The organism is Streptomyces sp. Je 1-332 (assembly GCF_040730185.1).
Classification (GTDB): domain Bacteria; phylum Actinomycetota; class Actinomycetes; order Streptomycetales; family Streptomycetaceae; genus Streptomyces.
Window position 1 is genome coordinate 3349800 of the sequence record NZ_CP160402.1, and the last position, 25078, is coordinate 3374877.

The following is a 25078-nucleotide window of genomic DNA, read 5'->3' on the forward strand; positions in this document are numbered from 1 at the left end:
GGGAGATCCACCGTGGAAGAGACCAAGCCGAGCTGGGCCTTCGGCGCCGGTGCCACCCGCGTCGAGAAGGGGCTCGCCTACGCGGTCTCCGTGTTCGGCGTCTGCGCGCTGGTGGTCGGCGGACGAGGTCTCGGCTGGTCCTGGTGGCAGTGGCTCCTCGGCGTCGTGCTCGTGCACGATCTGGCCGGTGGCGTCGTCGCCAACGGCCTTGACTCCGCCAAGCGCTTCTACCACTCCCCCCTCACCCGCACCGACTCGGTGTTCGCCCGCTTCCTCCACCACCCGGTGGGCTTCACGGCCCTCCACTTCCAGCCCGTCCTGATCGCCCTCGTGATACCGGGCGGCCCCTGGTGGTGGGGGCTGCTCTGGTACGGCTGGGCCCTCACCGGCGCGATCACCGTGGACCTCGTGGAGGAGCGGCTCAAACGGCCGGCCGCCCTCGCTTTCGTCGTCACCGGGATCATGGTCGCGGGCTACGTCGACTCCCCACCCGGGCTCGACTGGCTGCCGGCCGTACTGCTCCTGAAGCTGGTCCTCGCGCATGGTGTGCCGGAAGGCCTCGGCCGCCGGGACGCCGAAGCAGGTGACGGGCCATCGCTGCCCTAGGCGCGCGCCCGGCGTATACGAAGTTCGTGCGCGGGGACCGCCGCGCCCCCGGTTTCCCAGGGGGCGGGACGACGGCGGTCCCCGCGAGGGACTGCGACCGGGTCAGGGCCGGGCCGCGTCCGGGCGTTCAGAGGTCCGGGAGCCGCTCCGGAGTTCCTGTACGCCGACAACCACCAATGTGCCGGAGCCGTGTTAAGCGGGTGCTGCGCGAACGTGTCGTGCTCGTACCACTTCCGCGAAGTTCGCCCCACGGCCCACGGCTCCGGGCACACCGGGCGCCTACTGCTCCTACTGCCCCTGCTGCTCCGCCAGGAAGGCCAGCAGGTCCTGACGGCTCACCACACCCGTCGGCTTGCCCTCGACCAGGACGATCGCCGCGTCGGCACCGCCGAGCACCGACATCAGGTCGGCGACCGGCTCGCCGGAACCGACCTGCGGCAGCGGGTCCGACATGTGCTTCTCCAGCGGGTCGGAGAGCGAGGCACGCTGTGTGAACAGGGCGTCCAGGAGCTCGCGTTCGACGACGGAGCCGATGACCTCGGCCGCCATCACGTCCGGGTGGCCCGCGCCCGGCTTGACGATGGGCATCTGCGAGACGCCGTACTCACGCAGTACGTCGATGGCCTCGCCGACCGTCTCCTCCGGGTGCATGTGGACGAGCGAGGGCAGCTCGCCACCCTCCTTGCGGCGCAGTACGTCACCGACGCGAGGCGCGTCGCCCGCCTGCTCCAGGAACCCGTAGTCGTTCATCCACTCGTCGCTGAAGATCTTGCTCATGTAGCCGCGGCCGGAGTCGGGCAGCAGCACGACCACGACGTCGTCGGGGCCGAGCCGCTCGGCGACGCGCAGCGCGGCCACCACGGCCATCCCGCAGGAGCCGCCGACGAGGAGCCCCTCCTCCTTGGCCAGGCGCCGCGTCATCTGGAAGGAGTCCTTGTCGGACACCGCGATGATCTCGTCGGTCACATTGCGGTCGTACGCGGTCGGCCAGAAGTCCTCACCGACGCCTTCGACGAGGTAGGGCCGCCCGGAGCCACCGGAGTAGACGGACCCCTCGGGGTCGGCGCCGACGATGGTGACGCCGCCCTCGGAGATCTCCTTCAGATACCCGCCCGTCCCGGAAATGGTGCCGCCGGTCCCGATGCCGGTCACGAAATGGGTGATCTTCCCTTCCGTCTGCTCCCACAGCTCGGGGCCGGTGGAGTGGTAGTGGGAAAGGGGGTTGTTCGGGTTGCTGTACTGGTCGGGCTTCCAGGCGCCGGGCGTCTCGCGCACGAGGCGGTCGGAGACGTTGTAGTACGAGTCGGGGTGCTCGGGGTCGACGGCCGTGGGGCAGACGACCACGTCGGCGCCGTACGCCCGCAGCACGTTGATCTTGTCGAGGGAAACCTTGTCCGGGCAGACGAAGATGCACTTGTAGCCCTTCTGCTGGGCCACGATGGCGAGCCCGACCCCGGTGTTGCCGGACGTCGGCTCGACGATGGTGCCGCCGGGCTTGAGCTCCCCGCTCTGCTCGGCCGCCTCGATCATGCGCAGCGCGATGCGGTCCTTCACGGAACCGCCGGGGTTGAAGTACTCGACCTTGGCCAGGACGGTCGCCTGAATGCCCGTGGTCACGTTGTTGAGTCTCACCAGCGGGGTGTTGCCGACGAGACTGATCATCGAGTCGTGGAATTGCACCGTTGTCTCCGGGCTGCGATGTAGTGCGACGAATGGGTGTCGTCAGCGTAAGGCTCCCGTTCAGTCGTTCACCTCCGGTTGCGATTGGCCGACCGTCCTTACGGGGCAATGAGTTGATGTAGGGCGGTACGAGGAGGTGGCTGCAGGGCATGTCGAGGGCGAGGGTGGCGCGGCGGATCGCCGCGGGCGCGGCTTACGGCGGCGGAGGGATCGGGCTGCTCGGTGCGGCGGCCGTGGGCGTGGTGCTCGCCGAGGTGCAGTTGGCGAAGCGGTCCGTCGGGAACAGCGGGGAGCATCCGGCTCCACCGCGGGCCGACGGGCGCTACGGCTGGGGGTTCGCGGACCGGGACGGCGCCGAGCCCCTGCGGTTCGCGATGCTCGGCGACTCGACCGCCGCCGGGCAGGGTGTGTACCGGGCCAGGCAGACTCCCGCGGCGCTGCTCGCCTCGGGGCTCTCGGCGGTGGCCGAGCGGCCGGTGGAGCTGCGGAACGTGGCGCTGCCTGGCGCCCAGTCGGACGACCTGGACCGCCAGGTGACGCTGCTCCTGTCCGACCTGGCGTCCTGGGCGCCGGATGTCTGCGTCGTGATGATCGGCGCGAACGACGTGACGCACCGGATGCCGGCGACGCGGTCCGTACGCCTTCTGGCGTCGGCGGTGCGGAGGCTGCGGACGGCGGGTGCGGAGGTGGTGGTCGGAACCTGCCCCGACCTGGGAACGGTCGAGAACGTCTACCAGCCCCTGCGCTGGATGGCACGCCGTGTCTCACGCCAGCTGGCCGCGGCGCAGACGATCGGCGTGGTCGAACAGGGCGGCCGCACGGTCTCACTCGGGGACCTGCTCGGCCCCGAGTTCCTGGCGAACCCCCGGGAGCTGTTCGGTCCCGACAACTACCACCCCTCCGCGGAGGGGTACGCGACCGCGGCGATGGCGGTGCTGCCGACGCTGTGCGCCGCGCTCGGCCTGTGGCCGGAGGAGGAGCGCCCCGACGTCACACGCCGGGAGGGATTCCTGCCGGTGGCGCGTGCGGCCGCGCAGGCTGCCTCGGAGGGGGGCACGGAGGTCGCGGCCGCGATGCCCACGGGCCCACGAGGCCCCTGGGCCCTCATCAAGCGCCGCCGCCGACGCCGTATCCACCACACCCCGGACCCGTCCCCCTTGCCGCAGTAGTACTGCCGGGGGCTTGCCCCGCCCTGGCAGTACTGAGCAAGCGCTTAGAAAAATGCGGCCCGCATCACAGTCCCCGACCGATGACCGACAGCGATACGTACAGGTAACTTCCCAAGGAGTCCTGCCCCCTCGCCCCAGGAGTTCCGTGATGCCCGAAGCCGTGATCGTCTCCGCCGCCCGCACCCCGATCGGCCGCGCCTTCAAGGGCTCCCTGAAGGATCTGCGGCCCGACGACCTGACCGCCACGATCATCGAGGCCGCCCTCGCCAAGGTCCCCGAGCTCGACCCGAAGCTCATCGACGACCTGATGCTCGGCTGTGGTCTGCCGGGTGGCGAGCAGGGGCACAACCTCGGCCGCATCGTCGCCGTGCAGATGGGCATGGACCACCTGCCGGGCTGCACCATCACCCGGTACTGCTCCTCCTCCCTGCAGACCTCCCGCATGGCCCTGCACGCCATCAAGGCCGGCGAGGGCGACGTCTTCATCTCCGCCGGCGTGGAGATGGTCTCCCGCAGCGTGAAGGGGTCCAGCGACGGGCTCCCGGACACCCACAACCCCCTCTTCGCCGACGCCGAGGCCCGCACCGAGGCAGTGAGCAAGGCCGAGGGCTCCACCTGGCACGACCCGCGCGAGGACGGCCTGATCCCGGACGCCTACATCGCGATGGGGCAGACCGCCGAGAACCTGGCCCGCGCCAAGGGCGTCACCCGTAAGGACATGGACGAGTTCGGCGTCAGGTCCCAGAACCTCGCCGAGGAAGCCATCAAGAACGGCTTCTGGGAGCGCGAGATCACTCCGGTGACGACCCCCGACGGCACCGTCGTCAGCAAGGACGACGGGCCCCGCGCCGGCGTCACCCTCGAAGGCGTCGAGGGCCTCAAGCCCGTCTTCCGCCCCGACGGCCTGGTCACCGCGGGCAACTGCTGCCCGCTCAACGACGGCGCCGCCGCCCTCGTGATCATGAGCGACACCAAGGCCCGCGAGCTCGGCCTGACCCCGCTCGCCCGCATCGTCTCCACCGGCGTCACCGGCCTCTCCCCCGAGATCATGGGCCTCGGCCCGGTCGAGGCGTCCAAGCAGGCCCTGTCCCGCGCGGGCCTCACCGTCGACGACATCGACCTCTTCGAGATCAACGAGGCCTTCGCCGCCCAGGTGATCCCCTCCTACCGCGACCTGAACATCCCGCTCGACAAGCTGAACGTGAACGGCGGCGCCATCGCGGTGGGCCACCCCTTCGGCATGACCGGCGCCCGCATCACCGGCACCCTCATCAACAGCCTCCAGTTCCACGACAAGCAGTTCGGCCTGGAGACGATGTGCGTCGGCGGCGGTCAGGGCATGGCCATGGTCATCGAGCGTCTCAGCTGACCCTCGGGCACCCGTTGACATCTGCGGAGCCCCCACGGATCCCCCGCATCTCCATTGATTCGTGACTCAATCTCCCCCAGGATGTGACCTATCTCCTGGGGGAGATGCATATGCCCAGGTCAGAGCACATCCGTGGATAAACTCCGGGCCGAAAGACCTGTCCAATTCGTGACGTAATGCACTGACAGGTGGATCGTGCAGGCTTCAAGCTGATGTAGGAAGTCGGGGGTCGACTTGAAACCGGGAGTACGTCAGTGAGCGCCATGCCTCTTGCCTTGCTGCTCTCCACGGCCGCTGCCACGGCCGTGGGTGCCGCCGCCCTGCACGCCGTGCACGGGCTTCGGAAGCAGATCACGACGCTGCGCACCGAGCTGGCCCAGAGCCGGCCGGCCACCGCGCATGCCACCGTGCCCGCCGCCCGCACCACTCCGGACACCGACGAGATACGCACGGCTGTAGCCGAGGCCCTCGCCGAGGAACGGGAGCGCGAGCTGGCCGAGGCGCGGGCCTTCTGGGCCGCCCAGGAAGCCCGCGACGCCTCGGACGCGCCCTCCCTGCTCAGCGGCCTGCCCGGCCTCTCGGACATGGCCGACGAGCTGTTCCTGCCGCGCCAGGCGGATTTCGCGGGCCTGGAGGCGGACAGCCTGGAGCCGGTCATCGAGCCGTACGGCGACCCGGTCGACGAGTTCGCCGCCGACTCCCCGGAGCTGGCCGCGGCCCGCCGCCGGCACCCCTCGCACCCGGACTTCGTCCCGGTGCAGTCGCCCGTCAACGGCGACCACGAGCGCACGGTCGCCTGTCTTGAGGAACTGGCCGACGCCCGCACCGCCCTCTCCGACGTCCGTCCCGGCCCGCTCGGCACACTGGACGTCTACGTCTTCGCGGACGGCACCACGCTCTGCATGACGCCGGGCCACCGCGAGACCGCGGAGCTGCTGGCCGACGCCCTCGCCGACGGCCACACCCCGGTCCTGCTCGGCGGCTCCGGAGTCTCCGGTGCCTACGCGCTGACCTTCGAGTGCGGCGCCGAGAACGTCTACATCCTGGCGGACCGCGTCATCGCCTCCGTCTGACCGAAGCGACCCCGGCGGTCCGCCGGGGTCGGGGTCACACCCCGGCGCGCTTCTGCGCCTTCTCCACGAGGATCAGCGCCTCCGCGAGCTGGCCGGAATCCGCCAGCACAAGGGCCAGATCCCGCCCCGCGACCGTGATCTGGTCGGCCGCCGCGAACATCCCCGCGTCCGGCATCTCTCGCGGCTCCTCGTCCGGATCCTCGATCCGCTGCGCCCACGCCGCCAGTTCCCTGGCCAGAGCGAGCGCCTCGGCCGCCGCCCCCCGCTGCAAGCGGCTCTGCGGGGCGGCCCGCAACCGGTCGGCGAACTGGTCCACTGCGGCCGTCAAAGGCGTCGTATCAAGCACCCGGCGACCTTATGCGCCCGGGCGGGACTGTTGCCAACGCCCCAACGCTCAGGCACGGTGGCGTGAAGGCCGGAACACATCGCGACGCGTCCGGAGGCGCCGATGTCCCAAGTCTTCTCCGAGGAGACCCACCGCAACCTGATCGCCCGAATCCCCCACTGCACCGGTCGTGAGATCTCCGACTGGATCCGCGCCGTGGACGAAGGCCCTTCTCTCTTCCGCTTCGAGGAGAAGGTCAGCTGGCTCCGCGCGGAGCACAACCTGGCTTACGGGCACGCCAAGGCCATCATTCACGAGTACGACTTGCGGCGGGCCGCGCGCAAGCTGCTCTGACTCCCCATGTCCGCCTCACTCACCACCTCACGCACGACCTCACGCACGACCTCACACAACGGCGAAGGGCCCCGCGGAACGTTTGTTCCGCGGGGCCCTTCGCCGGTTCAGGCGCGTCAGTCGTTGCCCTGCAGGATGGCGATCAGACGCAGGAACTCGAGGTAGATCCAGACGAGCGTCATCGTCAGACCGAACGCCGCGAGCCAGGCCTCTTCCTTCGGAGCGCCGTACGCGATGCCGTCCTCGACCTGCTTGAAGTCCAGGGCGAGGAAGCACGCGCCGAGCAGGATGCCGACGATGCCGAAGACGATGCCGAGGCCGCCGCTGCGGAAGCCGAGGCCGTCACCGCCGCCGATGACCGCGAACAGCAGGTTCACGGCGGTCAGCAGCAGGAAGCCCATCGCCGCGGCCATCACGAAGCCGTAGAAGCGACGGTTGACGCGGATCCAGCCGGCCTTGTAGGCGACGAGGACACCGACGAAGACGGCCATCGTGCCGAGCACGGCCTGCATGGCCGCGCCGTCCGCGATGCGGTTGTCGACGACGCTGGAGACGACGCCGAGGAAGACACCTTCCAGGGCGGCGTACGTCAGGATCAGCGCGGGCGATGCCTTGCGCTTGAAGGCCTGCACCAGGCCGAGGAGCATCGCGATGAGGCCCGCGCCGATGGCGATGCCGTACGACTTGGGCAGATTGGCGTCGTCCACGGGCAGCAGCGCCCAGGCGAGCGCGGCCGTGACCAGCAGCGTGCCGAGCGTGGTGGCCGTACGCATGACGACGTCGTCCATCGTCATGCGTCCTGCGGTGGTTACGGGCGCCTGGGGGGCGCCGTGCTGCAGGTCCTGCTGGGCGTACGGGTTCGTCGCGTACGGATTGGTGGGCGCCTGCTGGCCGGCACCCGCGTACGGGTTGCCCTGCTGGGTCTGCGTCCCGACGGCGGGTCCCCCGGCCTGCGGCTGCGTGCCGAAGCCCGCGTAGCCGTTGTCGCGGCTGAACCCCCGTCGCGAGAAGACCGGGTTGCTGCTCCTCATTTCACTCCTCCATGGCCACCGAGCGTGGCTTTGGGTCAAGAGTAATGCGTAGGCAAAAGGAAGACCCTAGTGCTTGGGGAGGATCTTTCCCTCCTTGTGACCAAGAACGTCTCGCCCAGTGCTCTCTGTTCCCGGTGAGGCGGGCGATACTCCCTCGTCGGCCGGGGTGTGGCGGTTGCGCCGGACGAGTGGCACCAGCGAGATCGCGACGGCTCCGAGCACCGCGGCGACGGCGAACGTGGTGAAGCCGAGGGACGCGTTTCCGCCGGAGACGACGGCGCCTCCCAGCCACGGTCCGACGACCGCACCCGTACGCCCGACGCCGGTGATCCAGCCGAGCCCGGTGGCGCGCTGGGCGGGCGTGTAGACGGACGGGGCGGAGGCGTAGACCATCACCTGCGCCGAGAAGAGCCAGATGCCGGTGACGAAGACGATGGCGTACGCGACGCCGAGCGGCAGCTCCGCCTTGAGCAGGAAGGCGCCGCAGGCGGTGAGCAGGAACCAGATCGCGGAGATCCGCACGGCGCCGAACTTGTCCGCCATCCGCCCCGCGACGAGCATGCCGACGATGCCGCCCGCGTTGATCACCATGAGGAAGGTGACGGAGGAGGAGAGGGAGTAGCCGGAGGCGCGCATCAGCTCGGGGAGCCAGGTCGAGACCCCGTAGACCAGGAGCAGACCGGCGAAGGACGCGAGCCACAGGAGCGGGGTGGCGAACCGCTGGCCGGGGCCGAAGAGCGAGGCGACGGCGGCGAAGCGTCCCTTGGCACCCGCCTCGGGGGCTTCGGCGAGCGTCGGGGACGGCAGCAGGTACCGGGCGGCGACGGCCTCTGCCTCGCTGGTGCGGCCCTTGGCGAGCAGCACGCCGGGCGACTCGGGCAGCCACTTCAGTACGAGGGGGATGGCGACGGCGGCGGGGATGACGCCCGCCCAGAAGACGACGCGCCAGCCGTGGTCGGGCCCGAGCCACAGCCCGAGGCCCGTGGCCGCCATGCCGCCCGCGTGGTACGAGGTCATCATCAGGCCGGTGGCGAGAGCGGCCCTGCGCGGGGGCGCGAACTCGGCGACGATCGCGAGGCTGATCGGCATCAGACCGCCGAGGCCGAGCCCGGCGATGAAACGGCCGCCTCCGAAGACGGCGGCGGTGGGCGCGAGGGCGCAGACCGCGGAGCCCAGGGAGAACAGCGCGACGCTGCCCGTGACCATCGGCTTGCGGCCGATCCAGTCGGTGAGCGTGCCGCAGCCGAGGGCGCCGATCAGCATGCCGAAGGTGGTCCAGGAGCCGATGGTGCCGGCGGTCGACGTGGTGAAGCCGAAGTCCTTGTCGTCGATGAGGTGCGGCATCACGGCGCCGTAGATGTTGACGTCCATGCCGTCGAAGAAGACGACGAGCCAGCACAGGGCTATGACGGGGGCGACGGATCTGAAGGTCCGCTGGGGCGCGGCGCCTTGGGGAGCGGTCACGGGGCTCTCACTTCTTTGTGGGACCTGGTGGGGACGGGGGTTTTCGTGTCGGGCTCAGGCGAGCGGGAAGCCCGTGTAGCTCTCGGCGAGGTCGGTCTCCGCCGAGCGAGCCGTGGTGATGCGGTCCAGCTGAGCGAGCTGGACGCGGTCATCGAAGGGCGTGGCCTCGGGGGCGCGGTGCAGCATCGTGGTCATCGCGTACGAGAAGCGTTCGGCCTGCCAGACGCGGCGCAGGCAGGTCGCGGAGTACGCCTCCAGGCGCGCGTCGGAGCCGGTGTCGCGGAGTTCCACGAGCGCGCGGGCGAAGGTGACGACGTCGCCGACGGCGAGGTTGAGGCCCTTGGCTCCGGTGGGCGGGACGATGTGGGCGGCGTCCCCGGCGAGGAAGACGCGTCCGTGCCGCATGGGCTCGTGGACGTGGCTGCGCATGGGGGTGACGGACTTGGAGATGATGGGCCCGCGCTTCAGGGTCCACTGCGGATCGTCCGTCTCCAGGCGGCGGTCCAGCTCGTCCCAGATCTCCTCGTCGCCCCAGTCGGCGGCGTCCGTGCCCGCCGGGACCTGGAGGTACGCGCGCGTGACGGTCGGCGACCTCATGGAGAGCAGCGCGAAGCCGCGGTCGTGGCGGGCGTAGACCAGTTCGTCGTGCGAGGGCGGCACGTCGGCGAGGATGCCGAGCCAGCCGAAGGGGTACGTCCGCTCGAAGACCCGGGAGATGTCGGCGGGCACGGCCTTGCGGGCCACGCCCCAGGAGCCGTCGCAGCCCACCACGTAGTCACATTCCAGGACGTCCTCGCGGCCCTGGTGGCGGAAGCGGACGCGCGGGGTCTCGGTCTCGGCGCCCTCCACGGCGAGCGCCTCCGCCTCGAACAGCAGCGGGCCGCCCGCGGCGAGCTGGAGGGCTATGAGGTCCTTGCAGACCTCGGTCTGGGCGTAGACCATCACGGACCGGCCGCCGGTCAGCGCGGGGAAGTCGACGCGGTGCCTGCGGCGGTCGAAGCGCAGCTCGATGCCGTCGTGCGGGATGCCCTCGCGGTCCATGCGGGCTGCGGCGCCCGCCTCGCGCAGGACGTCGACGGTGCCCTGTTCCAGGATTCCGGCGCGCTGGCGCTGCTCGACGTAGGCGCGGTCGCGGGTCTCCAGGACGACGGAATCGATGCCCGCGTTGTGCAGCAGGCGGGCGAGGAGCAGGCCCGCCGGTCCGGCTCCGATGATTCCGACAGTGGTGCGCATCGGCCGACCCCTCCACTTGTGCGTCCGTCCCCCGGCTTGTTCGCCTGGTGAACTTTCGTTCATAATGTGCTGACGGGAGTCTCCGACCGGACCCAGCGGCTGTCAACGGTTTGCGGGGCATCCGTTTTCGACCCGTGTCCCACCGCGCGAGGAGCGGCGCCATGCCGGAAGAGTCCGTACGCCCCCTTCAGCGCGGTCTCGCGGTGCTTCGCGCCCTCGCGGTCGGCGAACAGGTCAGGGCGGGCGACCTCGTGCGCGCGACCGGCCTGGCCCGCTCGACGGTGGACCGGGTGGTGGCGACCCTGGTCCGCCTCGGCCACGTACGCGAGCACGGCCAGGAACTCCACCTCACGCCCCGCCTGATGGAGCTCGGCAACGCCTACCTCGCGACGAGCGGGCTGAGCGGCGAGGTCGCGGCACGCACCGCACGGCTCGCGGACGACCTCGACGAGTCGGTGTCCCTCGCGGTGCCGGACGGCGACGGCGTCCGCTTCGTCACGCAGGCAGCGCGGCGCCGCGCGATGTCGGTGGCCTTCCACATCGGCGATCTGCTCCCCGCCGAGCGGTGCGCGCCGGGCGCGCTGTTCGCCGCCGAGTGGGACGAGGCGGCGTGGGCGGCGTGGCGGGCACGCGTGGCCGCCGATCCCGGGGGTCACGCCTTCCCCGCGCTGCCGCCCGGCCCCGCGTCCACGCCCCCGCCCCCGGACCTCGCGGACCGTGTGGAGCGCTCGCGCGCGACGGGCTGGGCGATCGACGACCAGCTGATCGAGCCGGGCCTGATCGCGACGGCGGTCCCGGTGCGCGACGCGAAGGGCCGCGCGCGGTACGCCCTGTCCGCGGTGAGCCACACCAGCAGGCACACGGCGCGCGGCCTCGCGGAGCTCGTGCTGCCACGGCTGCGCGCTGAAGCCGCGTACCTGGAGTGCCTTCCGCCCGCCGCATCGCCGTACGAAGACAGCGAGTTGACGTCTGGTCAGCCGCTGGACGCGGCCGAAGCGAAGGCGGAACTCGGACCCGGCTTCCTCCAGTCGCTCGCCCGCGGCCTCGACGTCCTGCGCGCCCTCGGCCGGGCCCACGGCGAGGGCCTGCCGCTCACCGCGATCGCCGCCGCCACCGGCCTGCCACGCGCCACCGCACGCCGCTGTCTGCACACCCTGGAGCTGGAGGGGTACGCGGCGCACGACGGCCGCCTCCACCGCCCGCTCCCCCGCGTCCTGGAGCTCGGCTACGCGCGTCTTTCCCGCCTCGGCTTCGCGGACATCGCGGAGCCGCACCTGCGCCAACTGACGGGCCGGGTCCACCAGTCGGCGTCGGTGACGGTGCTCGACGGCACGGACATCCTCTACGTGGCGCGGGCCGCGACGGTCCGCGTCATGAGCGTCCACATCACGCTCGGCACGCGCTTCCCCGCCTACCCCACCGCCATGGGCCGGGTCCTCGTCGCCGGACTCCCGCGGGAGGACCGCGCGCGCCTCCTGAAGGCCGCCCCGCCGCGCCCCCTCACCCGGCGCACCGTCACGGACCCGGCGGACCTGCACCGCCTCCTGGAGCGGGCCGCCGCCGACGGCTACGCCACCGCGGACGAGGAACTGGAGGAGGGCCTGCGCTCGGTCGCCGTACCGATCGAGGACGCGCAGGGGCGTGTGGTCGCCGCGTTGAACGTGGCCCAGCACGCGGGCACCGCCCCGCTGGACGAGACCGTCGGGGCGCTGCTTCCCGCGCTGCGCGAGACGGCGGCGGCGATCGAGGCGGACCTGCACACGGCGGCGCGCTTCAACGGCGCGCTGATGCCTTGGCGGAAGTACCCGCCGACTGCTTAGCGGAGGTGCCCGGAGCCGGACTTGAACCGGCACGCCCGCTAGGGGCAGCGAGGTTTAAGCTCGCCGTGTCTGCATTCCACCATCCGGGCAGGCCATGGGCTCCGCATCAAGTGATTCGACCCTATCGGGAGGCGTCCCCCGAACAGCGGAACAACAGCCCGATGTTGTCTTATTTTATTGACGTCTGAGGGTGCATCAGCCACCGGTACGGCCCATCGGTACATGCCGCAGGCCCTTCCACCGCTGTGCGGCCTCCGTGACGGAATGACGGAATTTCACCGTCTCCGCCCAGCCCGCGAGTCACCGGCGAGTGGTACCCGCCTCAGGGGCCGGGGTCATCCCCAGGTATGACACGGGCCGACTCGAGTCCGACTGGAGAGGGCCCCCGGAACCGGAACAGCGGCTGACTACATGGCGCGGATCTGCCCGCACGATGGAGTACGTCCCCACTCGTCGTCCCGACAGGAGCACCGCCCCGTGACCACCACCCCCTTCGCCGCCCGCAGCACCGCGGTGGCCGCACGCGCCACGGACCTCTCCAAGGTGTACGGACAGGGCGAGACCCAGGTGGTCGCCCTGGACCATGTCTCCGTCGACTTCCGGCAGGGCGAGTTCACCGCGATCATGGGCCCGTCGGGCTCCGGCAAGTCGACCCTGATGCACTGTGTCGCGGGGCTCGACAGCTTCAGCGGCGGCTCCGTGCGGATCGGCGAGACCGAGCTCTCCACCCTCAAGGACAAGCAGCTCACCAAGCTCCGCCGGGACAAGATCGGCTTCATCTTCCAGGCCTTCAACCTCCTGCCGACGCTGACGGCCCTGGAGAACATCACGCTGCCGATGGACATCGCGGGCCGCAAGCCCGACAAGCAGTGGCTGGAGCAGGTCATCTCCATGGTCGGCCTGGCGGAACGGCTCAAGCACCGGCCCACGGAGCTCTCCGGCGGCCAGCAGCAGCGCGTCGCCGTGGCCCGCGCGCTGGCCTCGCAGCCCGACATCATCTTCGGCGACGAGCCGACCGGAAACCTGGACTCGCGCTCGGGCGCCGAGGTCCTCGGGTTCCTGCGCAACTCCGTACGCGAACTGGGCCAGACCGTCGTGATGGTCACCCACGACCCGGCGGCCGCCTCGTACGCGGACCGTGTGATCTTCCTCGCCGACGGGCGGATCGTCGACGAGATGCACGGGCCGACGGCGGACGGGGTCCTCGACCGCATGAAGCACTTCGACGCGAAGGGCCGGACCAGCTAGCGCTCCGAGCGGCGTCGGCAGGTACTCACCTGCGGGCACGCCGTGGCTGGTCGCGCAGTTCCCCGCGCCCCTTCAGGGCCCTCCCTCTCTCCCCCACCAGGACACACACCCATGTTCCGTACCGCCCTGCGCAACGTGCTCGCGCACAAGGCCAGGCTGTTGATGACCGTGCTCGCCGTCATGCTCGGCGTCGCCTTCGTCTCCGGCACCCTGGTCTTCACCGACACCTTCGGCAACGCCTACAAGAACAAGTCGGCCAAGAGCTTCGACCACGTCTCCGTCGCCATCCAGCAGTGGGGCGGCGAGGACGACGAGGCCAAGCAGAAGCCGCGCCTGACCGACTCCCTGCTCAAGAAGGCGGACGGCCTGCCCGGAGCCGACTCCGCGATCGCCGGCGTCACCGGTTTCACCGCGCTCGCCGACAAGGACGGCAAGCTGGTGGGCGGCGAGTGGGGCACCTCCGGTGCCAACTACTTCCCGGGCAAGGACGGCAAGGACCCGCGCTACGACTTCGCCAAGGGCGCCGCCCCGAAGTCCGCCGGTGACATCGCCCTCGACTCCCGCACCGCCGAGCGCACCGGCTACAAGGTCGGCGACACCGTCCGCTACTCCACCGACGGACCCGTGCACACGGCGAAGGTCAGCGGCGTCTTCGACACCGAGGACGGCAGCGTCCTCGCGGGCGGCAGCCTGGTGGTGTTCGACAACGACACCGCGCTGAAGGTCCTCGGCAAGACCGAGTACGACGAGATCGACGTGAAGGCCGCAGCGGGCACCTCCGAGACCGCGCTCAAGAGCTCGATCGACAAGATCCTGCCGAAGGACTCCAAGGCCCTGACCGGCGCCGAGCTCAAGTCCGACCAGGACGAGATGATCGAGCGGCAGACCAGCTCGATGAGCCAGGTCCTGCTGATCTTCGCCGGCATCGCGCTCTTCGTCGGCATCTTCATCATCGCCAACACCTTCACCATGCTGGTCGCCCAGCGCACCAAGGAACTGGCCCTGATGCGCGCCGTCGGCGCCTCGCGCCGTCAGGTGACGCGCTCCGTGCTCATCGAGGCGTTCCTGGTGGGCCTGGTGGCCGCCGTGACCGGCTTCGCGCTCGGCATCGGCGTGGCCGTGGGCCTGGAGTCCCTGATGAACTCCGCGGGCGCCTCGCTGCCCGACGGACCGCTCGTCATCGCCCCGCTCACGATCGTGGTCGCCCTGATCATCGGCGTGGTCGTGACCATGCTGGCCGCCTGGCTGCCGGGCCGCCGCGCCGCGAAGATCCCGCCGGTCGCCGCGATGAACAGCGTCCACGCGACGCCGACCACCCGTGGCCTGATCGTCCGCAACACCATCGGCTCGATCATCGTCGCCATCGGCACGGTCATGATGTTCATGGACGACAACTACGTGATGTCCGGCGGCGCCGCGACCATCCTCGTCGGCGTCATCGTCCTCACGCCGCTCCTGTCGCGCCCCTTCATCGCCGCGTCGGCCCCGCTCCTGAAGCCCTTCGGCGTCCCGGGCAAGCTGTCCCGGCTCAACTCGGTGCGCAACCCGCGCCGCACGGCATCCACCGCCGCGGCCCTGATGATCGGCCTGACCCTCATCACGGCGATGACGGTGGTCGCGACCTCCATGAGCAGCGCCATCAACAAGATGGCGGCCGACTCCCTGAAGGCCGACTACACCGTCTCCATGGCGAACTACCAGCCGCTGACCCCCGAGGTTCGCGAGAAGCTGGACAAGCTGCCCGAGGTCGAGGCGAGCAGCCCGCTGCGCACCACCTACGGCGAGCTCGACGGCTCGTACGGCCAGGTCACCGGCGTCGACGAGAAGGACTTCGGCAAGGTGGCGAGCCTGGACTTCACCAGCGGCTCGCTCGCGGGTCTGAAGGGCGACTCCACGCTCCTGGACAGGGAGACCGCGGACAAGAAGGGGCTCAAGACCGGGGACACCGTCCCGGTGACGTTCGACGACGACAAGACGGTCAAGCTGAAGATCGCCGGCGTCTACGAGCAGAACGAGATGATCGACGGCCTGTTCACGCCGCTCGCCGTGGTCGACGCGCACATGTCCAAGATCACCGACCAGCAGGTCCTGGTGAAGATGGAGGGCGGCACATCCGCCAAGGCCGAGGACTCCATCGTCAAGGCCCTGGGTGACAACCCCGCCCTGAAGATCCAGGACAAGGACGCGATCAGCAACGAGATCGGGGGCGCGATCAACATGATGCTGAACATGCTCTACGGCCTCCTGGCGATGGCCATCCTGATCGCTGTCCTCGGCGTCATCAACACCCTGGCCATGTCGGTCTTCGAGCGGAAGCACGAGATCGGCATGTTGCGGGCCATCGGCCTCGACCGCGCGAAGGTCAAGCAGATGGTGCGCCTGGAAGCGGTCATCATCTCCCTGTTCGGCGCGTTGCTCGGCATCGGCCTCGGCCTCTTCATGGGCTGGGTCGCGGGCAACAGCATCTCCGGCTCGCTGAAGACGTACTCCATGGAGATCCCGCTCGGCCGTATCGCGATCTTCCTCTGCATCGCGGGCCTGGTCGGCGTCCTCGCGGCGATGTGGCCGGCCCGCAGCGCGGCCAAGCTGAACCCGCTGATGGCGATCAAGGCCGAGTAGCACCGGCGGTAGGACGTGAACGAGTGGGGCCCCGGGCGATCGCCGCCCGGGGCCCCACTCGTCCGCGTCCTACCGCCAGGCGCGGGCCCGCAGCGGCATCCCGGAGGTGCCCGTGTCCGGGGTCTTCACCGCGAGGACCTGGTTGACGCCGATGCTGTTGCGCTCGAAGGCGAGCGCGGACGCCGCCATGTAGAGGCGCCAGATCCGGGCACGGCCCGGCGACGTGAGCCGCTGGCCCTCCTTCCAGTTGGCCTCCAGGTTGGCCACCCAGCGGCGCAGCGTGAGGGCGTAGTGCTCGCGGATCGCCTCCACGTCACGCACCTCGAACCCGGCGCGCTCCAGCTGCCCGACGGTGGACCCCACGGGGGCGAGCTCGCCGCCGGGAAAGACGTAGGCGTCGATGAAGTCGTCGACCTCGTACGCCGACTCGTCGGCCTGCGGGCGGCGCGCGATCTGGTGGTTGAGGAGCCGCCCGCCGGGCTTCAGGAGGGCGTGCAGATCCTGCGCGTACTCCAAGTACCGCTCGGCGCCGACGTGTTCGGCCATGCCGATGGAGGAGATGGCGTCGTACGGTCCGTCGCGCACGTCGCGGTAGTCCTGTACGCGGATCTCGACCCGGTCGGTCAGGCCCTCCTCCGCGATGCGCTTCCTGGCATACGCGGCCTGCTCCTGGGAGAGCGTGACGCCGACGACGGTGACGCCGTGCTCGCGAGCCGCGTGAATCGCCATGGAGCCCCAGCCGCAGCCGACGTCCAGGAGCCGCATGCCGGGCTTCAGGGCGAGCTTGCGGGAAATCAGTTCGAGCTTGTCGCGCTGGGCGTCCTCGAGGGTGCCGTCGGGCGACTCCCAGTAGGCGCACGAGTAGACCATCGAGGGGCCGAGCACCAGCTCGTAGAAGTCGTTGCCCACGTCGTAGTGGTGGCTGATGGCCTGCCGGTCGCTGCCCTTGGTGTGCAGATGCAGGGTGCGCCGCCTGCGCATCTCCTCCGGCGGCGGGGCCGGCGGCAGGAACGGCGCGGCGAGGCCGATCAGAGTGCGGGCCGCGACACGGAACTCGGGGTCGCGCAGGGACTCCCGGAGGCTCTTGGCGTCCGCGTCGCGCTCCCAGATGAACTCGGCGAGTTCGTCGAGCGCCGCGTACAGATCGCCCTCGACGTCCAGGTCACCGGCCACCCAGGCACGGGCGAGGCCCAGCTCGCCCGGCTTCCACATCAGGCGGCGCAGGGCGCGGCGGTTGCGCACGACGAGGGTGGGGGCACCCGGCGGGCCTGCCTCCGAACCGTCCCAGGCACGAATGCGTACGGGGAGCGGCGCTCCCAGCAGTTGTTCGGCGAGGCTCTTCAGCCGCAGTGCGGCGTCTGGCATGGTGCACACCTCCGTGATGGGGATCCCGGACAGCTCAACACCACGTAAACACCAACCGGACGCTTGCGCAGTCCCGTTGCGGCGTCACGGATCGGCAAAATAAGTGTAAGCACCATGTATGCGCGGACGGAAAAACCCGAAGGGGCCGCCCGCACCACGGATGGCGGGCGGCCCCTTCGGGGCAGTTCAGTGACCGGAGGTCAGGAGGCCTTGGCCTTCTCCTCGGCCTTGACGGCCGGGGCCTCGGCCTTGACCGCGGGCTTCGGCGCGGGCTTGGCGGCCTCGTAGAACTCCTCGCGCGGCGTCTCCATGGCGCCCAGCGAGACGACCTCACGCTTGAGGAAGACCGCGAGGGTCCAGTCCGCGAAGACGCGGATCTTGCGGTTGAACGTCGGCATCGCCATGCCGTGGTACGCGCGGTGCATGTACCAGGCGAGACGGCCCTTGAGCTTGATCTTCATCTTGCCCATGACGATCATCGCGACGCCCTTGTGCAGGCCGAGACCGGCGACCGCACCCTTGTTGGCGTGGCTGTACTCCTTCTGCGGGAAGCCCCGCATGCCGGAGATCACGTTGTCGCCGAGGATCTTGGCCTGACGCAGCGCGTGCTGGGCGTTCGGCGGGCACCAGGCGTTCTCGTTGCCGGCCTTGCGGGCCGCCATGTCCGGCACCTGGGCGTTGTCGCCCGCGGCCCAGATGTAGTCGGTGCCCTGGACCTGGAGGGACGTCTGGGTGTCCACGTGGCCACGGGGGCCGAGCGGCAGACCGAAGCGGGCGAGCGCCGGGTTCGGCTTGACGCCGGCCGTCCACACGATGGTGCTTGAGTCGACCTCGAGGCCGTTGTTGAGCACCACGTGGCCGTCCACGCAGGAGTCCATGCCGGTCTTGAGGTAGACCTCGACACCGCGGCCCTCGAGGTGCTCCTTGCCGTACTGGCCGAGCTTCGGGCCGACCTCGGGAAGGATCTTGTCCGCGACGTCGACGAGCACGAAGCGCATGTCCTCGCGCTTCACGTTGGTGTAGTACTTGGCCGCGTCGCGGGCCATGTCCTCGACCTCACCGATGGTCTCCGCACCCGCGAAGCCACCGCCGACGAAGACGAAGGTCAGCGCCTTGCGGCGGACGTCCTCGTCCGTCGTGGAGTCAGCCTTGTCCAGCTGCTCGAGGACGTGGTTGCGCAGGCCGATGGCCTCCTCGATGCCCTTCATGCCGATGCCCTGCTCGGCGAGGCCGGGGATCGGGAAGGTGCGGGAGACCGCGCCCATCGCGATGACCAGGTAGTCGAAAGGCAGCTCGTACGCCTCGCCCACGAGGGGGGCGATCGTGGCGACCTTGCGGTCCTGGTCGATGGTGGTGACCCGGCCGGTCAGAACTTCCGCCTTGGGCAGCACGCGTCGCAGCGGGACGACGACGTGCCGAGGCGAAATGCTGCCGGCGGCGGCTTCGGGGAGGAAGGGCTGGTAGGTCATGTACGACCGGGGGTCGACGACCGTGACGGTCGCCTCTCCGTAGCGCATCTTCTTGAGAATGCGCCGAGCTGCGTACAGGCCTACGTACCCACCGCCTACTACGAGGATCCTGGGACGCTCCGTGGTGCTCATGCCATCGAGTATCCACCTGCCCGGCAGGGGTCGCTCGTGCGCCCCTTCACAAGCATGGGGGGACCCTCTGCTATAGTTCGCCGCCCACGTGACGCAGGCCATAGAGCCCCAGGGGAACCACGCGATGACCCGGGACGTTGTGCACCCCTTGTGAGCTGCCGCTCTGGCCCCTCCGGCGCACTGGACCACTGAGCCGCCCCACCCTCAGGACCCACCCCCGAACCTTCGGTGTCGCGGGTCCTGAGCCTCTTTGGGGGCACTTTCGGGGGCCAGGAACCCCCGAACATCGTCCAACCGAGCCGATTTCCTTGTGAAGAACTTCACGAACTTCGTGCGGCGCGGTCAGGCGATGGACCATCCGATGCCGTCGAGGATGTCGTGTTCGCTGACGACGACCTCCCTCGCGCCGGTCCTTTCCATGATCGACAGGAGTACGAGAGCGCCCGGGACGATGACGTCCACGCGCCCCGGATGCATCACCGGGATCGCGGCACGCTCGTCGTGCGTGGCCCCGGCCAGCCGGCCGACGATCTCACTCACCTGCTCGTAGGAGACACGGGAGTGGTGGATCGCCGCGGAGTCGTACTCGTCGAGGCCGAGCGCGATCGCGGACACCGTCGTCACCGAGCCCGCGAGGCCGACCAGGGTGCGCGCCTCGCGGATCGGCACCGTCTCCTCGGCCAGGTCGAGCGCGGCCGTGATGTCGGCGCGGACGGCGGCCAGTTCGGCGGGCGCGGGCGGGTCGGTGCGGATGTGCCGCTCCGTCAGGCGTACGCAGCCGACGTCGACGGAGCGGGCGGCGCGGACGTGGTCGTCGCCGACCACGAACTCCGTGGAGCCACCGCCGATGTCGACGACGAGGTAGGGCTTGGCGAGGTGGTCGCTGCCCGTCAGTTCCTTCGTCGCGCCCGTGAAGGAGAACTCGGCCTCCTGGTCACCGCTGATGACCTCCGGCTCGACGCCGAGGATGTCCAGGACGCCGCGGACGAAGTCGTCGCGGTTCTCGGCGTCGCGGGAGGCGGAGGTCGCCACGAAGCGGACGCGTTCGGCGCCGTGCGACTTGATGACCTCGGCGTACTCGCGGCACGCGGCGAAGGTCCGTTCCAGGGCCTCCGGGGCCAGCCGGCCCGTCTTGTCCACGCCCTGGCCCAGGCGCACGATCGTCATCCGGCGGTCCAGGTCGACCAGTTCGCCGGTCAGCGGGTCGGCGTCCGCCACCAGGAGGCGGATGGAGTTCGTACCGCAGTCGATCGCGGCGACGCGGGTCATGCGCTCTCCCCCGCGGGCTCACCCTCCGCAAGGGACACGCACGCCCCCTTGCGCCACCACTCCGGCAGCATCGCGATCGCCTCGTCGCCCAGGGGGTTCACGCCGGGGCCCGCGGCCAGGGAGTGGCCGACCAGGACGTGCAGGCACTTCACGCGGTCCGGCATGCCGCCCGCGCTGGGGAAGCCCTCAAGGACCTCGATGGCGTCACGGCGCGCGATGTAGTCCTCGTGCGCCGCGCGGTAGGCGGCCGCCAGCTCGGGGTCCGTCTTCAGGCGCTCCGACATCTCCTTCATGACGCCGTTGGCCTCAAGGGTGCCGATCGCGGACGCGGCCCTCGGGCACGTCAGGTAGTACGTCGTCGGGAACGGCGTACCGTCCGGCAGGCGCGGCGCCGTCTCGACGACGTCCGGCTGCCCGCACGGGCAGCGGTGGGCGATGGCCCGCAGGCCGCGCGGCGGACGGCCGAGCTGCTGCTTGAAGGCCTCGACGTCGGCGTCGGTGGGCTCGGTGCGCGGGGTGGTCGGCGGGGGCGTTTCCATGCCTGTCTTTCGATCGGTTCTCTGCGAGAGGTTGTACGGAGGAATGGGGGGTGTGGCTGCGTCAGCCGCGGTCAGCCGTCGGCCGGGCGGTCCGCCTTGTCGACGCCGTCCCAGACGTTCGAGTACCAGGGCCTGGCGGCGGCCCCCTGGTCGGTGCGCTGCTTCTTCGCCGCCTCGGGGTCGATCACGGTGAAGCCGGTCTCGCCCGGCATCACGTAGTGCAGCCGGTCCCGGATGCGCTGCTCCGCGTACGCGTCGTCCCGCCAGCGGGCCTTCTCGTCCCGCAGCTTCTCGACGTGTCCGCGGCGCTCGGCCTGCTCCTTGCGCTGGTCGGCGATCTCCGCGCGCTGGGAGACGTACTGCCTTATCGGGTAGGCGAGCGCGACGACCAGCGAGCAGAGCACGAGCGCCAGGAGCGCGGCGCGTCCCGTGAGGCGGGAGCGGCGCGCCTGGCGCTTGGTCTGCGAGCGGTAGACACGCTCCGCGGTCTGCTCGCCGAGCAGCCGCAGTCTGGTCGCGGTGGAGAACCGGTCGCGGTCCTTCACGGCCATGTGTGCCGCCTCCCCGATACGTACGTACGTCCCCGCACACGGTACGGGACCGAGTACGGGGACGTAGGTAACTACTCAGGGCAGCTGAGCTCAGCCCTTGAAGCGGGGGAACGCCGAACGGCCGGCGTAGACCGCCGCGTCGTCCAGGATCTCCTCGATGCGCAGGAGCTGGTTGTACTTGGCGACGCGCTCGGAGCGGGCCGGGGCGCCGGTCTTGATCTGGCCGCAGTTGGTGGCGACGGCGAGGTCGGCGATGGTGACGTCCTCGGTCTCGCCGGAGCGGTGCGACATCATGCACTTGAAGCCGCTGCGCTGGGCCATCTCGACGGCGTCGAGCGTCTCGGTCAGCGAGCCGATCTGGTTGACCTTCACCAGGAGGGCGTTGGCCGACTTCTCCTCGATGCCACGGGCCAGGCGCTCGGGGTTGGTGACGAACAGGTCGTCGCCGACGAGCTGCACCTTGTCGCCGAGCTTCTCGGTGATGTCGTTCCAGCCGGCCCAGTCGTCCTCGAACAGCGGGTCCTCGATGGAGACGAGGGGGTACGAGGAGACGAGCTCCTCGTAGTACTCGGTCATCTCGGCGGCCGAGCGGGACTTGCCCTCGAAGGCGTACGAGCCGTCCTTGTAGAACTCGGACGCGGCGACGTCGAGCGCGAGCGCGATCTGCTCACCGGGGACGTAACCGGCCTGCTTGATGGCCTCGAGGATGAGGTCGAGCGCGGCGCGGTTCGAGTCGAGGTTCGGGGCGAAGCCGCCCTCGTCGCCGAGACCGGTCGAAAGTCCCTTGTCCTTCAGGACCTTCTTCAGCGTGTGGTAGACCTCGGTGCCCCAGCGCAGGGCCTCGGAGAACGACTCGGCGCCGATCGGCGCGATCATGAACTCCTGGATGTCGACGTTCGAGTCGGCGTGCGACCCGCCGTTCAGGATGTTCATCATCGGGACGGGCAGCAGGTGCGCGTTCGGGCCGCCGAGGTAGCGGAAGAGCGGCAGGTCGGAGGCCTCCGACGCGGCGTGCGCGACGGCGAGCGAGACGCCGAGGATGGCGTTGGCGCCGAGCGAGCCCTTGTTGTCGGTGGCGTCGAGGTCGAACATCGCCTGGTCGATCAGGCGCTGCTCGGTGGCGTCGTACCCGACGAGCTCCGGGCCGATCTGCTCGATGACGGCGAGGACGGCCTTCTCGACGCCCTTGCCCTGGTAACGGTTGGGGTCACCGTCACGGAGTTCGATGGCCTCGAAAGCACCGGTGGACGCACCGGACGGAACGGCGGCACGACCCGTGCTGCCGTCGTCGAGGCCGACCTCGACCTCGACCGTGGGGTTGCCTCGGGAGTCCAGGATTTCCCGGGCTACGACGACGTCGATGGACGGCACGAGCATCTCCTTCTGGGATGTGACGCGGGTACGCGAGGCGTTGGCCTCGCGGACACGAGCCTAACCGGCTCCCGGACAACAGCCAGCCGACCGACCGTCCTGTGGACAAACCGAGAGCGAAATGTTTACGAACGGAACAAACATACCCCGCCCCGGTGCGTACGGGGGATACGCGCACCGGGGCGGGGTGGACCCGTGGGAACGGGGGCGCCCCTTGAGGGGCGCGGGGAACTGCGCGACAAGCCACGAGCGCCCGCAGGAAATAAGACCAGCGAGGCGCCCCGCCAGACCTAGCTGAGGTGCAGCTGCTGGCCCGGGAAGATCATGTCGGCGTTCTCGATGATGTCGCCGTTGAGCTTGTACACCTTGTGCCAGCCGCCCTTGACGTCCTCCGCCTTGGCGATCTTGGAGAGGGTGTCACCCTTCTTGACCTTGTACTCGCCGTCGCCCTTCTTGACCGTCTCGCCGGTCGGGGTCTCGACGGTCTTCTTGGACTCGGTCTTCGGGGCCTCGGCCTTGGGAGCGGCCTGCTGCGGCTGCTCGGTCTGCGGCGTGGGCTGGCTCTTGGGCTGCTCCTGGGTCTGCTGCGAGGCGCTCTCCTGCGCACCGCCACCCTCGTTGGAGGCGCTGGAGAGGCCGACGCCGCAGCTCGGCCAGGCACCCTTGCCCTGGCCCGCGAGGACCTTCTCGCCGATCTCGATCTGCTGGGCCTTGGAGGCCTTGTCGGCGGTGGGCGCGTACTTCGTGCCGCCGTACGCGGACCAGGTGGACGACGAGAACTGCAGGCCGCCCGTGTAGCCGTTGCCGGTGTTGATGGACCAGTTGCCGCCGGACTCGCACTGGGCGACGGCGTCCCACTCGGAGTTGGTCGCGGCGGAGGCCGAGCCGGCCGCCATCAGCGGGGCTGCGACGGCGACGCCGGTGACACCGGCGAGCGTGGCGACGCGAGTGGCCTTGGACGCGCGGCGGTGCTTGCCCTTGCTGGAAAACAGCATGAGTGATCCCCTCACCGACGCCTGCGAGGTGAGCTGTCGGGTTCGGGCCAGTGAAGTTGCCCGGCCGCGCTTCATGAGCGCGACTTAACCCCTAGCCGTTCCTGTCCGTTCGTCCGCCTCGCTCTCGCGATGCTGAACGGCCGGGCCCGGCGCAAACCTTGGGTCCCCCGCTCCTGCCTACGGCGCTTACGCGACGACTGTTCCCGAACGGCCGTTGGCAGGACTCGGCGTACCGACCGGCGGGGCCCGCTGTGGCGAGCGGTCACGACCGTAGTCATGCGATCGCCGGAATTTCAAAGACGATCAGGGCTTCTGAGACCCATGTCTCACTTGCGCCAATTGGTACATCGAGCGCAAAGCGACTCGCCAACTACCCCTACTTTTCGCCCAAATCGAGGCTCTGACCGGGCAGGATGAGATCCGGGTCGGAGCCGACCGACTGCTCGTTCTCGGCGTACAGACCGGCCCACCCGCCCTGCACGTCGTGCTCGTCGGCGATGGTCCAGAGGTTGTCTCCGGAGCGGACCGTGTACGTCCCCTCGGAGCCGTCCTTCTTGCGCTCGTCGCCACGGGAGGCGTGCCGGCCCGAACCTTCGCGGGGGGCATCGGCGGACGGCTTGTCGTCCCCGCTGTCGCCGCGGTGGCGGCCTTCGCCCTCACCGGCGGACGGGGTGGGGGCGGGCGAAGTCTCATCGTCCGGGCCGGACTTGTCCGTGTGTCCCGACTCGGGCGAGTTATCCGCCTTGCCCTCTTCGTCGTGATTCTTGTCTCGCGATTCGTCGTCCGCGGCGGGCTTCTCGGACGGCTCGGCGCTGTCCGAGGAGTCGGCCGACCCGCTCGGTGACGTACTCGGCTCGGACGAATCGCCGGAGTCCTTCGTGTCCGAAGGCTTCGACGGCTTCGACGACTCCGGCGATTCCGACGACCCGTCAGAGGAGTCCGCGGAGCCGGAGGGGTCCGAGGGGTCAGAGGGGATCGTCGTGATCGGGGCACCCGGGTCGACGTCGGCGGCCGCGCCGTCCTGGGTGAGGCCGGCGATCGGCGCGCAGCTCGGCCAGGCCTCGGGCCCCTGGTCGTCGAGGACCTTCTCGGCGACGGCTATCTGCTGCGAGCGGCTGGCCTGGTCGGCGCTCGGCGCGAAGTCGAGGCCGCCGTAGTCCTCCCAGGTCTGCTGGGAGAGCTGGAGCCCTCCGTAGTAGCCGTTGCCCGCGTCCGCGCTCCAGGATGCGCCGCTCTCGCACTCCGCGAGCTTGTCCCACGTGGCGGTGTCCGCCGCGCTCGCGCTGGTGGCGCCGAGCAGCGGGATGGCGATGGCCGATCCTGCGACTCCTGCCGCGACGATCAGGGCCGGGGCCTGGCGGGGGCGTCGGTGACGACCATTGCCGGAGAGCATGCG

Annotated in this window: 21 protein-coding genes, 1 tRNA gene and 1 riboswitch; of the genes, 8 read left to right on the top strand and 14 right to left on the bottom strand. The window is 70.1% G+C overall.

Translation table 11 applies throughout. The features are described from left to right. Positions 1-12: 12 nt before the first annotated feature. Complete coding sequence (locus tag ABXJ52_RS15075; protein WP_367042658.1) at positions 13-606, top strand: hypothetical protein; 594 nt, start codon at positions 13-15, stop codon at positions 604-606. 288 nt (positions 607-894) lie between these two features. Here ABXJ52_RS15075 and ABXJ52_RS15080 read toward each other — a convergent pair whose 3' ends face one another. Beyond that, positions 895-2286 carry a cystathionine beta-synthase gene (locus ABXJ52_RS15080; RefSeq protein ID WP_367042660.1) on the bottom strand — a complete coding sequence of 464 codons (1392 nt, stop codon included), beginning with the start codon at positions 2284-2286 and terminating at the stop codon, positions 895-897. A gap of 149 nt (positions 2287-2435) precedes the next feature. Between ABXJ52_RS15080 and ABXJ52_RS15085 the strand changes: the two genes are divergently transcribed. From ABXJ52_RS15085 to ABXJ52_RS15095, 3 genes are all read left to right on the top strand, one after another. Next, positions 2436-3455, top strand: a complete 1020-nt coding sequence (locus tag ABXJ52_RS15085) for an SGNH/GDSL hydrolase family protein (protein ID WP_367042662.1) — start codon at positions 2436-2438, stop codon at positions 3453-3455. A gap of 148 nt (positions 3456-3603) precedes the next feature. Then, positions 3604-4824 carry an acetyl-CoA C-acetyltransferase gene (locus tag ABXJ52_RS15090; protein ID WP_367042664.1) on the top strand — a complete coding sequence of 407 codons (1221 nt, stop codon included), beginning with the start codon at positions 3604-3606 and terminating at the stop codon, positions 4822-4824. Between the two features lie 263 nt (positions 4825-5087). After that, the gene (locus tag ABXJ52_RS15095) at positions 5088-5897 is read left to right on the top strand and encodes a hypothetical protein (RefSeq protein WP_367049074.1); all 810 of its coding nucleotides are present in this window, start codon (positions 5088-5090) and stop codon (positions 5895-5897) included. Positions 5898-5931: 34 nt separating this feature from the next. Here the strand turns inward: ABXJ52_RS15095 and ABXJ52_RS15100 are convergent, their stop codons facing one another. Further along, positions 5932-6243, bottom strand: a complete 312-nt coding sequence (locus ABXJ52_RS15100; RefSeq protein WP_367042666.1) for a hypothetical protein — start codon at positions 6241-6243, stop codon at positions 5932-5934. A 102-nt stretch (positions 6244-6345) separates the two neighbouring features. Here ABXJ52_RS15100 and ABXJ52_RS15105 point away from each other — a divergent pair, with 102 nt between their 5' ends. Beyond that, the gene (locus ABXJ52_RS15105) at positions 6346-6576 is read left to right on the top strand and encodes a DUF4287 domain-containing protein (protein ID WP_361832622.1); all 231 of its coding nucleotides are present in this window, start codon (positions 6346-6348) and stop codon (positions 6574-6576) included. A 116-nt stretch (positions 6577-6692) separates the two neighbouring features. Here the strand turns inward: ABXJ52_RS15105 and ABXJ52_RS15110 are convergent, their stop codons facing one another. The 3 genes from ABXJ52_RS15110 to ABXJ52_RS15120 all read right to left on the bottom strand — a co-directional run bounded on the left by ABXJ52_RS15110 (position 6693) and on the right by ABXJ52_RS15120 (position 10304). Continuing rightward, a complete protein-coding gene (locus ABXJ52_RS15110; protein ID WP_367042669.1) occupies positions 6693-7607 on the bottom strand; it encodes a Bax inhibitor-1/YccA family protein in 915 nt (304 codons plus the stop codon). Between the two features lie 66 nt (positions 7608-7673). Next, positions 7674-9071 (bottom strand): MFS transporter, encoded by a 1398-nt coding sequence (locus tag ABXJ52_RS15115; protein WP_367042671.1) that lies wholly within the window; start codon positions 9069-9071, stop codon positions 7674-7676. Positions 9072-9125: 54 nt separating this feature from the next. Then, positions 9126-10304, bottom strand: coding sequence for a 4-hydroxybenzoate 3-monooxygenase (locus ABXJ52_RS15120; protein WP_367042673.1), 1179 nt, complete (start codon positions 10302-10304; stop codon positions 9126-9128). Between the two features lie 161 nt (positions 10305-10465). Between ABXJ52_RS15120 and ABXJ52_RS15125 the strand changes: the two genes are divergently transcribed. Then, the gene (locus ABXJ52_RS15125; protein WP_367042675.1) at positions 10466-12124 is read left to right on the top strand and encodes an IclR family transcriptional regulator C-terminal domain-containing protein; all 1659 of its coding nucleotides are present in this window, start codon (positions 10466-10468) and stop codon (positions 12122-12124) included. Between the two features lie 6 nt (positions 12125-12130). On the opposite strand, the gene ABXJ52_RS15130 is transcribed toward ABXJ52_RS15125, so the two are convergent. Beyond that, positions 12131-12213 (bottom strand) — tRNA-Leu (locus ABXJ52_RS15130). Between the two features lie 388 nt (positions 12214-12601). Here ABXJ52_RS15130 and ABXJ52_RS15135 point away from each other — a divergent pair. Continuing rightward, positions 12602-13372 (top strand): ABC transporter ATP-binding protein, encoded by a 771-nt coding sequence (locus ABXJ52_RS15135; RefSeq protein WP_367042677.1) that lies wholly within the window; start codon positions 12602-12604, stop codon positions 13370-13372. A gap of 111 nt (positions 13373-13483) precedes the next feature. Further along, positions 13484-15991, top strand: coding sequence for an FtsX-like permease family protein (locus tag ABXJ52_RS15140; protein WP_367042679.1), 2508 nt, complete (start codon positions 13484-13486; stop codon positions 15989-15991). A gap of 69 nt (positions 15992-16060) precedes the next feature. On the opposite strand, the gene ABXJ52_RS15145 is transcribed toward ABXJ52_RS15140, so the two are convergent. The 8 genes from ABXJ52_RS15145 to ABXJ52_RS15180 form a co-directional block, all read right to left on the bottom strand. Then, positions 16061-17356 carry a cyclopropane-fatty-acyl-phospholipid synthase family protein gene (locus ABXJ52_RS15145; protein ID WP_367042681.1) on the bottom strand — a complete coding sequence of 432 codons (1296 nt, stop codon included), beginning with the start codon at positions 17354-17356 and terminating at the stop codon, positions 16061-16063. A gap of 200 nt (positions 17357-17556) precedes the next feature. Then, the gene (locus ABXJ52_RS15150; protein ID WP_367042683.1) at positions 17557-18957 is read right to left on the bottom strand and encodes an NAD(P)/FAD-dependent oxidoreductase; all 1401 of its coding nucleotides are present in this window, start codon (positions 18955-18957) and stop codon (positions 17557-17559) included. A 342-nt stretch (positions 18958-19299) separates the two neighbouring features. After that, entirely contained in the window at positions 19300-20226 is a 927-nt protein-coding gene (locus ABXJ52_RS15155) for a Ppx/GppA phosphatase family protein (protein WP_367042685.1), read from the bottom strand. Then, positions 20223-20765 carry a DUF501 domain-containing protein gene (locus tag ABXJ52_RS15160; RefSeq protein WP_367042687.1) on the bottom strand — a complete coding sequence of 181 codons (543 nt, stop codon included), beginning with the start codon at positions 20763-20765 and terminating at the stop codon, positions 20223-20225. The genes ABXJ52_RS15155 and ABXJ52_RS15160 overlap by 4 nt, the downstream gene beginning before the upstream one ends. A gap of 71 nt (positions 20766-20836) precedes the next feature. After that, on the bottom strand, positions 20837-21316 hold the full coding sequence (locus ABXJ52_RS15165; protein WP_367042688.1) for a septum formation initiator family protein: 480 nt from the start codon (positions 21314-21316) through the stop codon (positions 20837-20839). A gap of 90 nt (positions 21317-21406) precedes the next feature. Continuing rightward, positions 21407-22687, bottom strand: coding sequence for a phosphopyruvate hydratase (gene eno / locus ABXJ52_RS15170; RefSeq protein WP_367042690.1), 1281 nt, complete (start codon positions 22685-22687; stop codon positions 21407-21409). Positions 22688-22977: 290 nt separating this feature from the next. Further along, complete coding sequence (locus tag ABXJ52_RS15175; RefSeq protein WP_367042692.1) at positions 22978-23682, bottom strand: transglycosylase family protein; 705 nt, start codon at positions 23680-23682, stop codon at positions 22978-22980. 3 nt (positions 23683-23685) lie between these two features. After that, positions 23686-23877: riboswitch (cyclic di-AMP (ydaO/yuaA leader) on the bottom strand. 181 nt (positions 23878-24058) lie between these two features. After that, a complete protein-coding gene (locus ABXJ52_RS15180) occupies positions 24059-25075 on the bottom strand; it encodes a transglycosylase family protein (protein WP_367042694.1) in 1017 nt (338 codons plus the stop codon). Positions 25076-25078 lie beyond the last annotated feature (3 nt).